We start from the raw sequence: 11,576 nt of genomic DNA, 5'->3' as shown, positions 1-11,576 counted from the left end.
CACCGGGTGGGCAGCGCGGGAGGCCGAAAAAGCCCGGACCGGATGGGTCCGACCCGCAATGCTAGGTGTTAACCCGGGTTTACGTACGCAGTAAGTCCTAATCTCGACCTCGGCGAGCGGTTTCTGGGCCATGCGGTTGAGGGACAATTGACAACATTGCTGCGCTGCACTGCGGCTTCCAACGTCTTTTTCACCAATCTTTCATGAAACGCACCTGGCTGCTATTCGCCCAAGCCGTGACCGTCCTGCTCGCGGCCTACTTCGTCGTCGCGACGCTCAAGCCCGAGTGGCTCAACAAGCGCGCGACCTCGCTGGGCGGCGTGGTGTCGATCATCGAGGCCCCGGCCGGCAACAACCCGGGCGTGCCGGCGGCCGGCAGCCTGAGCGTGCCGGCCAAGAAGGCCTCGCCGGCGGTGGTGAGCATCAACACCAGCAAGGCCGCGCAGCGCCATCCGCGAAGCAACGACCCGTGGTTCCGCTTCTTCTTCGGCGACCAGGACGACCAGCCCCAGGTGGGCCTGGGCAGCGGCGTGATCGTGAGCCCCGACGGCTACATCCTCACCAACAACCACGTGGTGGAAGGCGCCGACGAGATCGAGGTGACGCTCAACGACAGCCGCCACGCGCGCGGCAAGGTGATCGGCACCGACCCCGACACCGACCTGGCCGTGCTGAAGATCGAGCTCGACAAGCTGCCGGTGATCGTCCTGGGCGACTCCGACGCGCTGCAGGTGGGCGACCAGGTGCTGGCCATCGGCAACCCCTTCGGCGTGGGCCAGACCGTGACCAGCGGCATCGTCTCGGCGCTGGGCCGCAACCAGCTGGGCATCAACAACTTCGAGAACTTCATCCAGACCGACGCGGCCATCAACCCCGGCAACTCGGGCGGCGCGCTGATCGACGTGAACGGCAACCTGCAGGGCATCAACACCGCGATCTACTCGCGCTCGGGCGGCAGCATGGGCATCGGCTTCGCCATTCCCGTGTCGATGGCCAAGATCGTGCTCGAGGGGATCGTGAAGGAAGGCCAGGTGCGCCGCGGCTGGATCGGCGTGGAGCCCAGCGACCTGTCGCCCGAGCTGGCCGAAACCTTCGGCGTGAAGGCCGATTCCGGCGTGATCATCACCGGCGTGCTGCAAAACGGCCCCGCCGCCAAGGCCGGCATCCGCCCGGGCGACGTGATCACCTCGGTTGGCGAGAAGAAGACCGACAACGTGCAGGCGCTGCTGACCGCGGTAGCAGGCCTGAAGCCGGGCAGCACCTCGCGCTTCGCGCTTCAGCGCGGCAGCGACAAGATGGAGCTGGACGTGACGCCGGGTCTGCGGCCGAAGAGCCCGGTCCGGCAGGTGCCCAACCAGCAGGAGTGACAAGGCTCACCCCCAGGCTTCGCGCACTTCGTGTCGCTTCGCCAACCCCCTTCCGGGGGCAACACCAGCGGCCCGGCAAAGCCGGTTCCGCGGTGTTTCTGGAACTTTCAGGGATGCTTTGACGGCTGACGGACGGCTCTGAAGGCCGGCGCGAATCCTGCCGCGGGGTGGGTCTTGACGGCTTGCTCAGCTCGAAGCCGAGTCAGCACTCTGTTCGTCTTCAGGCTTCTTGCCCGAGCTGGCGAAATACTTGGCGCCGACGATCCCCACCTCGTACAGCAGGCACATCGGTATCGCCAGCGCCAGCTGCGACACCACGTCGGGCGGCGTGAGCACTGCGGCGACGACGAACGCGACCACGATGAAGTAGCCGCGGAAGGACTTCAGCTTCTCGATGGTCACCATCTCGAAGCGCACCAGCAGCATGACGACGATCGGCACCTGAAACGCCACGCCGAAGGCGATGTAGAGCGACAGGATCGCCTCGACGTACGAAGAGATGTCGGGTGTCGCCTGTACCGCGGCCGGTGCGAAGCGCTGGATGAAGCTGAACATCTTGTCCAGCACGAACAACTGCACGAAGGCGATGCCCGCATAGGCAAGCAGGCTGCCGAAGAAGATCAGCGGCAGTGCGAAGCGCTTTTCGTGGCTGTAGAGGCCGGGCGCGATGAACATCCACGCCTGGTACATGAGCCAGGGCAGCGCCAGCAGCACGGCCGCCATCATCAGCACCTTGAGCGGCACGAAGAACGGCGAGAACACGCCGATGGCGATGAGTTTCGCGTCGTGCGGCATGTGCGCCTTGATAGGCACCGCGATCAGGTCGATCAGGCCGGCCGGACCGGGCCAGATCGCCAGCAGCACACCCGCGACCACGAGGCCGTAGACGCAATAGAGCAGGCGGTCGCGAAGCTCCATCAGGTGCGCCACGAACGGCTGTTCGGTGCCCGCGAGCTCGTCTTCCTTGTCTTTGCTCTTGTTGTCTGAATCGGCCATTGGAAAAGAAGATAGCGTGACGTCGGCCGGCAAGCGGCGCCCGAGGAACGCGGTGAAGGAAAGCCGCTAGTCGATCTTGTTGATCGTGTGAGGGCGGAAACGGGCGACGCGCGCGGCGCCCGAAAGCGCCTTGGTGCGCACGCCGTTGCGCGCCTTGTACCACTGCGGCGTGGCGCCCTGCTTCAGGCGCCAGTTCTTGCGGGGGTGCCTGTAGACGGGCGGCGGTGGCGGCTCGGGTTCGGCCAGCGCCGAGAGGGTTTCGCCCGAACCGCTGAACTGCTTCTCGAACTCGCTCGCGCCCGTGTGGATGCTGTGCTCGACGTCGCGCGCCGCATCCTCGACGGTGGTCTTCATCTTGCGGAGCTCGTCGAGCTCCATCGAGCGGTTGACTTCGGCCTTGACGTCGTTCACGTAGCGCTGCGCCTTGCCCAGCAGCGTGCCGACGGTGCGGGCCACGCGCGGCAGCTTCTCCGGGCCGATGACGATCAGCGCCACGACGCCGATCAGCGCCAGCTTCTCAATGCCGAGATCGAGCACGTGCTGCTGCCCGCGCTCAGGACTTCTGACGCGCTTCGACGTCGATCGCCGACTTGTCGCTGTTGGCCGGCTGGCCGGTCACTTGCTGGGCGGGGGCCGACGAGGCAGCGGGGGCATCGGACGACGCGCCGTCCTTCATGCCGTCCTTGAAGCCCTTGACGGCGCCGCCAAGGTCCGAACCCATGTTCCGCAGCTTCTTGGTGCCGAAGATCATGACCACTACGAGCAGCACGATCAGCCAGTGCCAGATGGAAAAAGAACCCATGGAGAACTCCTAAGAATGTGTCCGATTTTAGTCGGGCGGAATGTGACAGTTTGGCTTAATGCCGCTCAGCCGCGAAGCCACGGCCGGGGGCCACCCATGACATGGACATGGAGATGGTGAACCTCCTGCCCGCCCTCGGCGCCCGTATTGACCACGACCCGGTAGCCGCCGTCCGGATAGGGCCTACAGCCCTGCTCCAGCGCCAGCTTGGGCGCCAGGGTCATGATCTTGCCCATCAGCGCCGAGTCTTCGGGCGTCAGCTGGGCCATCGAGGCGATGTGCTTCTTGGGCACCAGCATGAAGTGCACCGGCGCCCAGGGCGCGATGTCGTGGAAGCCGAACAGGTCCTCGTCCTCGTAGACCTTGCGGGAGGGAATCTTGCCCTCGATGATTTTGCAGAAGACGCAGTTCGGATCAGATGACATCTTTGGGTTCCATGGGACGGCTGTCGTTCATCCGGATCATGCCCTTCACGATCCGGTAGAGGAACCACAGCGAGATCAGGCTCCAGGCAATCCAGCCCGGAATGAAGAGCAGCAGCCAGAGCCACGAGGTGACGATGTAGAGCAGGCCGGCCCACAGCACCGAGCGGATGCGCCAGCTGAAGTGCGAGGCCTGCCAGGTGCCGGCCGCGTCGTCGCGCTTCACGAAGTCGATCACCAGCGCGATCAGCAGCAGCAGCACGGAGGCCTGCGCCCCCGGCACGACGGCGCCGATGGCCACGATCAGGTGCAGGATGTAGCTGACCCATCCCCAGGTCTTGAGGGAGTCGTCGGGTTCCACGTTCACGATGTCGTTGGCCATGACCGGTGTCCTTTCAGTCGTTGGGTGCCTCGGATTCCCGCGCCTTCACCTTGCGCAGCGCCTTTTCCTCGATGCCGCTGGTGCCCTCGCGCCGCTCGAGCTCCGCGGTGACGTCGGACGGGGAAAAACCGTAGTGCGCCAGCGCCACCATGGTGTGGAACCACAGATCGGCCACTTCGTTCACTATTTTCGAGCGGTCGCCGCCGTGGTCGGCGTCCTTGGCGGCCATCACGACCTCGGTGGCTTCCTCGCCGATCTTCTTGAGGAAGGCGTCGGGGCCCTTGTGCAACAGGCGCGCGACATAGCTCTTCTCGGGATCGCCGCCGCGCGCGGGCAGGCGGCTCTCGATGACCGCGGCCAGGCGCGCGAGAGCGTCGGAGGTGCTGCCGTCGTTGTTCACTGTGGCCGTCATTTGTAGATCGACTCCGGGTCTTTCAATACGGGCTCGACCACCGTCCAGCCGCCGTTCTCGTACTTGCTGAAGAAGCAGCTGTGGCGGCCGGTATGGCAGGCGATGCCGGGCTCGTGGCCGAGCTGGGTGACCTTGAGCAGCACCACGTCGTTGTCGCAGTCCAGGCGGATCTCGTGCACGGTCTGCACGTGGCCCGATTCCTCGCCCTTGAACCACAGCTTGTTGCGCGAGCGGCTGAAATACACCGCGCGGCCCAGCTCGGCGGTCTTCTCGAGCGCCTCGCGATTCATCCAGGCGAACATCAGCACGTCGTTGCTGCCTTGTTCCTGCGCGATCACGGGCACAAGGCCGTTCGCGTCCCACTTCACTTCATCGAGCCAGTTCATGGAAAGTATTGTCGGGGATGGCAAAAGACCCTTGGACAGCCTTTTGGCGGCCGTCCGGCGGGCCGCTCAGCGGTCGATGCGCACGGGAATGCCCCGCGCGGCCATGCGGGCCTTGGCCTCGCCCACCGTGTGCTCGCCGTAGTGGAAGATGCTCGCGGCCAGCACCGCGTCGGCGCCGCCGGTCTGGATGCCGTCGGCCAGGTCGTCGAGGCTGCCCACGCCGCCCGAGGCGATCACCGGCACGCTGACGGCGTTGCTCACCGCGCGGGTCAGCTCCAGGTCGAAGCCGCTCTTGGTGCCGTCGCGGTCCATGCTGGTCAGCAGGATCTCGCCGGCGCCGCGGCGCGCCATCTCGGTGGCCCATTCGACGGCGTCGAGGCCGGTGTTCTTGCGCCCGCCGTGGCTGTAGACGTCCCAGCCCGCGCCTCGCGTGGCCGCCTCTTCGGGGCTGCGGCGCTTGGCGTCGATGGCGACCACGATGCACTGCGAGCCGTACTTCTGCGATGCGTCGCTGATCACCTGCGGATCGGCGATGGCGGCCGAGTTGAAGCTGGTCTTGTCGGCTCCGGCGTTGAGCAGCCGCCGCACGTCGGCCACGGTGCGCACGCCGCCGCCCACGGTCAGGGGAATGAAGACCTGCGAGGCCACCGCCTCGATGATCGGCAGGATCAGGTCGCGACCGTCGCTGGTGGCGGTGATGTCGAGGAAAGTGAGCTCGTCGGCCCCCTGCGCGTTGTAGCGCGCGGCGATCTCGACCGGATCGCCGGCGTCGCGCAGTTCGACGAAGTTGACGCCCTTGACGACACGGCCGCCGGTGACGTCGAGGCAGGGAATGATGCGTTTGGCAAGCATGGTGGGGTTAGGAACCGGTAGGAATCAGAGAACGCGCAGCTGTTGCCAGCCGAGCCATTGGGCGCCGGGCGCGAGCAGCACGGGCTCGTCGATGCGGGCCGCTTCCACGCAGAGCATGTGGCGGAAGCCGTCGGCGGGCATGTCGGCGAGTTTCGCACCGAGCACGGCGCCGGGGTTCCAGACCACGGTTTCGCTGCAACTGGCGCTCTGGGAGATCTCGAGCGTGCCGCTAGGCTGCACCAGCCGCAGCGGCCGGGCGGGCGCGGCATAGACGCTGTCGAACTCTGCATCGAAATGCAACGCGGCCGAGGTTTCCACATGGCGGTCGTCGCGCAGCGAATCCCAGCGGTTGGAGCCCTGCAGGCCCTCGAGCCGCACGCCGGAGATGTCGTCGACGCGCAGATAGGTGTGCAGCGCCGCGGCAAAGGTCCAGGGCGCCGTGCCGCAGTTGACCAGCGTGAGCGCGGTGCGCAGCCCGCCAGTGGACAGGGTGGCCTCCAGCCGCGCCTCAAAAGCGTGCGGCCAGAGCTTTCGCGTGGCTTCGGAATCGCGAAGCGTCAGCCTCAGCGTCTCCGGAGTGCCCGAAGCCTCATGCACCCAAGGCAAATTGCGCATGAATCCATGCTTGGGCAACATGCCGCGCTGGTTGAATTGAGGGCAGCAGATGGGCACCCCGCCGCGGATGGCCGCCTGCCCGTCGAACACCGCCGAAGGGCTCAGGTAGAGCCTTTCCACCCCGTCGGCAGCGGTCCAGGACAGCACTTGCGCGCCATGCAGGGCCACCGTGAGGGTGCTTCCATCGGCGGTGCTGGCGCGCAATGCGGGCTGGCCGCGAAACTCGATCGGGGTGATTTTCATGGCGAGAATTGTAGGCAGCACCCATACCGTGGCACGGAATTGGCATCAAGGGCCATTGCGTGCCCGGGGCCTTCTTGGATACCCTGTGATCGCTTGCATCGAGGGACAACGTGCAAGTCGGTCCCGAGCGCTCGAAAAACTACTCTCACACGACAAAAAGGGGATACGTATGAAGAAGCTGCCGATGGCCGCATGGATCCTGATCGCGATGGTGCTGGGCATCATCGTCGGCTACATGATCTTCTCGAGCTTTCCGGACAAGAAAGCCGCCAAGGAAATCGCGGACTACGTCTCCATCGTCTCGGACGTCTTCCTGCGCCTCATCAAGATGCTGATCGGCCCGCTGGTGTTCTCCACGCTGGTGGTGGGCATCGCGCACATGGGCGACGCCAAGTCGGTCGGCCGCGTGTTCGGCAAGGCCATCGGCTGGTTCCTCACCGCCTCGCTGATCTCGCTGGTCATCGGCCTGGTCATGGCCAACCTGCTCAAGCCCGGCGAGAACCTCGGCCTGCCGCTGCCCGACATCGGCGCCTCGGCCAACCTCGCCACCTCGAAATTCACGCTGAAGGACTTCGTGAGCCACACGGTGCCGAAGTCCTTCGTGGAAGCCATGGCCAACAACGAGATCCTGCAGATCGTGGTGTTCTCGATGTTCTTCGGCGTGGCGCTGGCCTCGCTGGGCGACAAGGCCAAGACGCTGGTCGCCGCCATCGAGGAACTCTCGCACGCGATGCTCAAGATCACGGGCTACGTGATGAAGCTCGCGCCGCTCGCCGTGCTGGCCGCCATGGCAGCCACCGTGGCCGTCAACGGCCTGGGCATCCTGCTGAAGTTCGCGGTGTTCATGGGCGACTTCTACCTGGGCCTGTTCGTGCTGTGGGGCGTGCTGATCCTGGCTGGCTTCCTGTTCCTCGGCCCGCGCGTGCTCAAGCTGCTGGTGCTCATCAAGGAAGCCTTCCTGCTGTCGTTCGCAACCGCCAGCTCCGAGGCGGCCTATCCGAAGATCCTGCAGGCGCTCGACCGTTTCGGCGTGAAGCGCAAGATCTCCAGCTTCGTGATGCCGATGGGCTACTCGTTCAACCTCGACGGCTCGATGATGTACTGCACCTTCGCCGTGCTCTTCATCGCGCAGGCCTACAACATCCACATGCCGATCAGCACGCAGATCACGATGCTGCTGATCCTGATGCTCACCTCCAAGGGCATGGCCGGCGTGCCGCGCGCCTCGCTGGTGGTGATCGCCGCCACGCTGAACCACTTCGACATTCCCGAGGCCGGCCTGCTGCTGATCCTGGGCGTGGACACCTTCCTCGACATGGGCCGCTCGGCCACCAACGCGGTCGGCAACTCCATCGCCACTGCGGTGGTCGCCAAGTGGGAGGGCGAGCTGCTTTCCGAGAGCGACGCCGAGATCAACGCCAAGGCGCTCGACGAGGAAGCCAACGCCACCCTCGCCCACCCGGCGCACGCCTGAGCCGAAGAAGAAACACCATGAAGCGCATCGGCAAGCTGCCATCCGCTTTCTTCGCCGCGCTGCTGGCGGCCGTGGTTCTCGCGGCGCTGCCCGCGGGGCCCGCACGGGCGCAGGAGCAGCTCACGGGCACGCTGGCCAAGGCCCGCGAAACCGGCACCATCGCCATCGGCTACCGCGAGTCGTCAGTGCCGTTCTCGTACCTCAATGCGCGCAACGAGCCCATCGGCTATTCGATCGAGCTCTGCCGCGCGCTGGTGACGGCCATCGAGGACGCGGTGAACAAGAGCCTCACGATCAAGTGGGTGCCCGTGACCTCCGATTCGCGCATCGACGCGGTGGTGAGCGGCAAGGTCGACCTGGAGTGCGGCTCCACCACCAACAACCTCGAGCGCCAGAAGCGCGTGAGCTTCTCGCCCACGATGTTCGTCTCGGGCACCAAGGTGCTGGTGAAGAAGGGCTCGCCGATCAAGTCGTTCCGCGACCTCGCGGGCAGGAAGGTGGCCGTCACGGCCGGGACCACCAACGAGAAGACGCTGCGCGACCTGTCGGACAAGTTCAAGCTGAACATCAACCTGCAGGTGACGCGCGACCATGCGGAGTCGTTCGGGCTGGTGAAGAGCGGCCAGGCCGACGCCTTCGCCACCGACGACGTGCTGCTCTACGGCCTGATCGCGAAGGACGCCGCCAAGTCCGACTACGAGGTGGTCGGCGACTTCCTCTCCTACGACCCCTACGGGATCATGTACCGCAAGGGCGACCCGCAGCTCAACAAGGTGGTGATCGACACCTTCCAGGTGCTCGCGGAGGACGGCGAGATCGAGCGCCAGTACAAGCGCTGGTTCCTGCGCAAGCTGCCGTCGGGGGAAAGCATCAACCTGCCGATGAGCGCGCAGCTGGAGACGATCATCCAGACCATGTCGGTCAAGGCGGAATAAGCCCTCGACCGACCGGCCACTGCTACCGGGCCAGCCACTCCCATCGCGGAATCTCGCTCATGTCGAGGTTCGCGATGCGCGTCTCGCCGAAACGCTTCTCCAGCACCACCGGCTGCATGCCGTCGCTGTCGTCCAGCGCGGAAATGAGCCGCGCCGCGTGCGACACCACGATCACCTGCGACTGCCGCGCGGCCTGCGCGATGAGGCGGCCCAGCGCCGGCAGCAGGTCGGGGTGCAGGCTGGTTTCGGGTTCATTGAGCACCAGCAGCGCGGGCGGCCGCGGCGTGAGCAGCGCCGCGATCCACAACAGGTAGCGCAACGTGCCGTCGGAGAGTTCGGCGGCTGTCAGGGGCCTCAGCAGGCCGTGCTGGTGCATCAGCGTCTCGAAGCGGTCGCCGGTCACGCGGATCTCGATGCCGGCGCCCGGGAAGGCGTCGTCCACGGCGCGGTCGAGCGCCTCGTTGTCGCCGATCTCGCGGATGGTCTGCAGCGCGGCCGCCAGGTCGGCGCCGTCGTTGGCGAGCACCGGCGTGTAGGTGCCCAGCTGCGGCTGGCGAGCGGGCGCATCGGCGTCGGAGCGGAAATGGTCGTAGAAGCGCCAGGAGCGCATCTGCTCGCGCAGCGTGAGCATCTCGGGCGCGTCGCGCGGGTCGGCATGCTCGGTCATCATGCTCGCGAAAGCCGGGATCGGCCGCCCGACGGCCTGCCAGCCCTTGCCCTCGCGCAGGCGCAGGGCGGCGCCCTTGCGGTCGACCAGCTGCGTGGAGGGCCGCAGCAGCGGGCCGCACCAGATGGCCTCGTGCTTGATCTGAGGGTCGTGCGAGAACGCGGTCGAGGGAATCGGCGGCGGCAGGCCGATGTCGATGGCGTAGCCGAAGTCCTCGGCCTCGACGCCGGCAAAGCCCAGTTTCAGCGCCACCGGTTCGCTGCGGCCCGTGCCCTGCACCGGCACGTCGCCGCGCAGCATGGCGGCCGAGAAGCGCTCGGGCCCGGCCCACAGGGTGGATGAAAGCCCGCCCTCGCGCACCAGCGAGCGGATCACGCCACCGTTGGCGATGTCGGCCAGCAGGCGCATCGCGCGGTACACGCTCGACTTGCCGCTGCCGTTGGGCCCGGTCACGACCGTGAGCCGGCCCAGCGGCACGGTCAGCTGCCGCAGCGACCGGTAATTGGCGATGGCGAGCGCGGAGAGCACGCGCTGCGCGACGGGAGCGTCAGGCCGTCAGCTCGTCCGCGCGCGCCTGCGCAGCGGCGAAGTCGAGGTCGCCCGAATAGATGGCGCGGCCGCAGATCACGCCCTCGACGCCGTCGGACTCGACCGCGCAGAGCTGGTCGATGTCGGCCATGTTCGACAGGCCGCCCGAGGCGATCACCGGGATGGTCAGCGCCTGCGCCAGCTTGACTGTGGCCTCGATGTTGATGCCCGAGAGCATGCCGTCGCGGCCGATGTCGGTGTAGATGATCGACTCGACGCCGTAGTCCTCGAACTTCTTGCCCAGGTCGGCCACCTCGTGGCCCGTGAGCTTGCTCCAGCCGTCGGTGGCGACCTTGCCGTCCTTGGCGTCCAGGCCGACGATGATGTGGCCGCCGAAGGCGCTGCAGGCGTCCTTCAGGAAGCCGGGGTTCTTGACCGCGGCGGTGCCGATGATCACGTAGCGCAGGCCGTCGTCGATGTAGCGCTCGATGGTGTCGAGGTCGCGGATGCCGCCGCCGAGCTGCACCGGGATGTCGTCGCCCACCTCTTTCAGGATCGCCTTGATCGCCGCGTGGTTCTGCGGCTTGCCGGCGAAGGCGCCGTTCAGGTCGACCAGGTGCAGCCGCCGCGCGCCGGCGTCGACCCACTTGCGGGCCATGGCTGCGGGGTCTTCGCTGAAGATGGTGGACTGATCCATGTCGCCCTGCTTGAGTCGAACGCAGTGGCCGTCTTTGAGATCAATGGCGGGAATGAGGAGCATGGAAGTGACGCGAGTATGCGAAATCCGGGCTGTCGGAGCTTCAGCCCGGCTGGAAAAAACAGGTTCAGGGATTCCAGTGGAGGAAATTGCGATATAGCTGCAGCCCGTGGTCCGCACTCTTCTCCGGGTGGAACTGGGTTGCAAAAATGTTATCGCGTGCGATGGCCGCGGTAAAGCTCGCGCCATATTCCGCTTCACCCACACTGTGTTTGGGGTCGGCCGGGCGGGCATAGAAGCTGTGCACGAAATAGAAGTAGCTGAGGTCGGGAACCCCCGCCCACACCGCGTGGGGCTGGGCCTGCCGCACCTGGTTCCAGCCCATCTGCGGCACCTTGAAGCGGCTGCCGTCGGGCTGCAGGCGGCCGGCCAGGTCGAACTTGACCACCTCGCCCGGAATGAGGCCCAGGCCGTCGGTCGGGCCCTCGTCGCTGCGCGACAGCATCATCTGCATGCCCACGCACACGCCGAAGAGCGGCTTGCTCGCCGCCGCCTCGAGCACCGATTCCTGCAGGCCGGAGTCGCGCAGCTCGCGCATGCAGTCGGGCATCGCGCCCTGCCCCGGCAGAACCACGCGGGTGGCCTTGCGGACCACGTCGGGATCGGAGGTGACGAACACCTCCACGCCGACCTGATCGGCCGCGTGGCGCACGGCCTGCGACACGGAGTGCAGGTTGCCCATGCCGTAGTCGACGACCGCGACGGTGTTTGCTGCTACAGATTTCATAGCTTGACGAT

15 protein-coding genes are annotated in these 11,576 nt (G+C 66.3%); 3 read left to right on the top strand and 12 right to left on the bottom strand.

Going from position 1 to position 11,576, the window contains the following annotated elements; translation table 11 throughout:
• The first annotated feature begins 203 nt into the window (after window positions 1–203).
• The gene (locus EJP69_RS11185; RefSeq protein WP_093196332.1) at window positions 204–1,367 is read left to right on the top strand and encodes a trypsin-like peptidase domain-containing protein; all 1,164 of its coding nucleotides are present in this window, start codon (window positions 204–206) and stop codon (window positions 1,365–1,367) included.
• 186 nt (window positions 1,368–1,553) lie between these two features.
• On the opposite strand, the gene tatC is transcribed toward EJP69_RS11185, so the two are convergent.
• The 9 genes from tatC to EJP69_RS11140 all read right to left on the bottom strand — a co-directional run bounded on the left by tatC (window position 1,554) and on the right by EJP69_RS11140 (window position 6,477).
• Window positions 1,554–2,363 carry a twin-arginine translocase subunit TatC gene (gene tatC, locus EJP69_RS11180; RefSeq protein ID WP_093299833.1) on the bottom strand — a complete coding sequence of 270 codons (810 nt, stop codon included), beginning with the start codon at window positions 2,361–2,363 and terminating at the stop codon, window positions 1,554–1,556.
• A gap of 66 nt (window positions 2,364–2,429) precedes the next feature.
• Window positions 2,430–2,900 (bottom strand): Sec-independent protein translocase protein TatB, encoded by a 471-nt coding sequence (tatB, locus tag EJP69_RS11175; RefSeq protein WP_093196337.1) that lies wholly within the window; start codon window positions 2,898–2,900, stop codon window positions 2,430–2,432.
• A gap of 16 nt (window positions 2,901–2,916) precedes the next feature.
• The gene (tatA, locus tag EJP69_RS11170) at window positions 2,917–3,165 is read right to left on the bottom strand and encodes a Sec-independent protein translocase subunit TatA (protein ID WP_093196339.1); all 249 of its coding nucleotides are present in this window, start codon (window positions 3,163–3,165) and stop codon (window positions 2,917–2,919) included.
• Between the two features lie 65 nt (window positions 3,166–3,230).
• The gene (locus tag EJP69_RS11165) at window positions 3,231–3,590 is read right to left on the bottom strand and encodes a histidine triad nucleotide-binding protein (RefSeq protein ID WP_093196341.1); all 360 of its coding nucleotides are present in this window, start codon (window positions 3,588–3,590) and stop codon (window positions 3,231–3,233) included.
• Window positions 3,580–3,969, bottom strand: a complete 390-nt coding sequence (locus EJP69_RS11160; RefSeq protein ID WP_093196343.1) for a DUF4870 family protein — start codon at window positions 3,967–3,969, stop codon at window positions 3,580–3,582. The genes EJP69_RS11165 and EJP69_RS11160 overlap by 11 nt, the downstream gene beginning before the upstream one ends.
• Window positions 3,970–3,982: 13 nt before the next feature.
• On the bottom strand, window positions 3,983–4,381 hold the full coding sequence (locus EJP69_RS11155; RefSeq protein WP_093196345.1) for a phosphoribosyl-ATP diphosphatase: 399 nt from the start codon (window positions 4,379–4,381) through the stop codon (window positions 3,983–3,985).
• The gene (hisI, locus tag EJP69_RS11150; protein WP_177213594.1) at window positions 4,378–4,776 is read right to left on the bottom strand and encodes a phosphoribosyl-AMP cyclohydrolase; all 399 of its coding nucleotides are present in this window, start codon (window positions 4,774–4,776) and stop codon (window positions 4,378–4,380) included. The genes EJP69_RS11155 and hisI overlap by 4 nt, the downstream gene beginning before the upstream one ends.
• Before the next feature lie 57 nt (window positions 4,777–4,833).
• On the bottom strand, window positions 4,834–5,619 hold the full coding sequence (gene hisF, locus EJP69_RS11145; RefSeq protein WP_093196346.1) for an imidazole glycerol phosphate synthase subunit HisF: 786 nt from the start codon (window positions 5,617–5,619) through the stop codon (window positions 4,834–4,836).
• A 24-nt stretch (window positions 5,620–5,643) separates the two neighbouring features.
• On the bottom strand, window positions 5,644–6,477 hold the full coding sequence (locus tag EJP69_RS11140) for a D-hexose-6-phosphate mutarotase (RefSeq protein ID WP_126470099.1): 834 nt from the start codon (window positions 6,475–6,477) through the stop codon (window positions 5,644–5,646).
• A gap of 169 nt (window positions 6,478–6,646) precedes the next feature.
• Between EJP69_RS11140 and EJP69_RS11135 the strand changes: the two genes are divergently transcribed.
• Window positions 6,647–7,951: a dicarboxylate/amino acid:cation symporter gene (locus EJP69_RS11135; protein ID WP_093196350.1), complete on the top strand. Its 1,305-nt coding sequence runs from the start codon at window positions 6,647–6,649 to the stop codon at window positions 7,949–7,951.
• 17 nt (window positions 7,952–7,968) lie between these two features.
• The gene (locus tag EJP69_RS11130; protein WP_093196351.1) at window positions 7,969–8,886 is read left to right on the top strand and encodes an amino acid ABC transporter substrate-binding protein; all 918 of its coding nucleotides are present in this window, start codon (window positions 7,969–7,971) and stop codon (window positions 8,884–8,886) included.
• 22 nt (window positions 8,887–8,908) lie between these two features.
• Here the strand turns inward: EJP69_RS11130 and EJP69_RS11125 are convergent, their stop codons facing one another.
• The 3 genes from EJP69_RS11125 to hisH form a co-directional block, all read right to left on the bottom strand.
• The gene (locus EJP69_RS11125) at window positions 8,909–10,081 is read right to left on the bottom strand and encodes an AAA family ATPase (RefSeq protein WP_126470097.1); all 1,173 of its coding nucleotides are present in this window, start codon (window positions 10,079–10,081) and stop codon (window positions 8,909–8,911) included.
• A gap of 19 nt (window positions 10,082–10,100) precedes the next feature.
• Window positions 10,101–10,841, bottom strand: coding sequence for a 1-(5-phosphoribosyl)-5-[(5-phosphoribosylamino)methylideneamino]imidazole-4-carboxamide isomerase (gene hisA, locus EJP69_RS11120; protein WP_093299818.1), 741 nt, complete (start codon window positions 10,839–10,841; stop codon window positions 10,101–10,103).
• A 64-nt stretch (window positions 10,842–10,905) separates the two neighbouring features.
• The gene (gene hisH / locus EJP69_RS11115; protein WP_093196355.1) at window positions 10,906–11,565 is read right to left on the bottom strand and encodes an imidazole glycerol phosphate synthase subunit HisH; all 660 of its coding nucleotides are present in this window, start codon (window positions 11,563–11,565) and stop codon (window positions 10,906–10,908) included.
• Window positions 11,566–11,576: the final 11 nt, after the last annotated feature.

It is taken from the genome of Variovorax gossypii (assembly GCF_003965815.1).
Lineage (GTDB): Bacteria > Pseudomonadota > Gammaproteobacteria > Burkholderiales > Burkholderiaceae_C > Variovorax > Variovorax gossypii.
This window is presented reverse-complemented; position numbering and strand designations above follow the sequence as displayed.

Coding starts and splice junctions, on each gene's coding strand:
- EJP69_RS11185 (WP_093196332.1), top strand. CDS start 204: ATGAAACGCACCTGGCTGCTATTCGCCCAAGCCGTGACCGTCCTGCTC.
- hisA (WP_093299818.1), bottom strand. CDS start 10,841: ATGCTCCTCATTCCCGCCATTGATCTCAAAGACGGCCACTGCGTTCGA.
- EJP69_RS11135 (WP_093196350.1), top strand. CDS start 6,647: ATGAAGAAGCTGCCGATGGCCGCATGGATCCTGATCGCGATGGTGCTG.
- hisH (WP_093196355.1), bottom strand. CDS start 11,565: ATGAAATCTGTAGCAGCAAACACCGTCGCGGTCGTCGACTACGGCATG.
- tatC (WP_093299833.1), bottom strand. CDS start 2,363: ATGGCCGATTCAGACAACAAGAGCAAAGACAAGGAAGACGAGCTCGCG.
- EJP69_RS11165 (WP_093196341.1), bottom strand. CDS start 3,590: ATGTCATCTGATCCGAACTGCGTCTTCTGCAAAATCATCGAGGGCAAG.
- tatA (WP_093196339.1), bottom strand. CDS start 3,165: ATGGGTTCTTTTTCCATCTGGCACTGGCTGATCGTGCTGCTCGTAGTG.
- EJP69_RS11130 (WP_093196351.1), top strand. CDS start 7,969: ATGAAGCGCATCGGCAAGCTGCCATCCGCTTTCTTCGCCGCGCTGCTG.
- EJP69_RS11160 (WP_093196343.1), bottom strand. CDS start 3,969: ATGGCCAACGACATCGTGAACGTGGAACCCGACGACTCCCTCAAGACC.
- EJP69_RS11140 (WP_126470099.1), bottom strand. CDS start 6,477: ATGAAAATCACCCCGATCGAGTTTCGCGGCCAGCCCGCATTGCGCGCC.
- hisF (WP_093196346.1), bottom strand. CDS start 5,619: ATGCTTGCCAAACGCATCATTCCCTGCCTCGACGTCACCGGCGGCCGT.
- EJP69_RS11155 (WP_093196345.1), bottom strand. CDS start 4,381: ATGACGGCCACAGTGAACAACGACGGCAGCACCTCCGACGCTCTCGCG.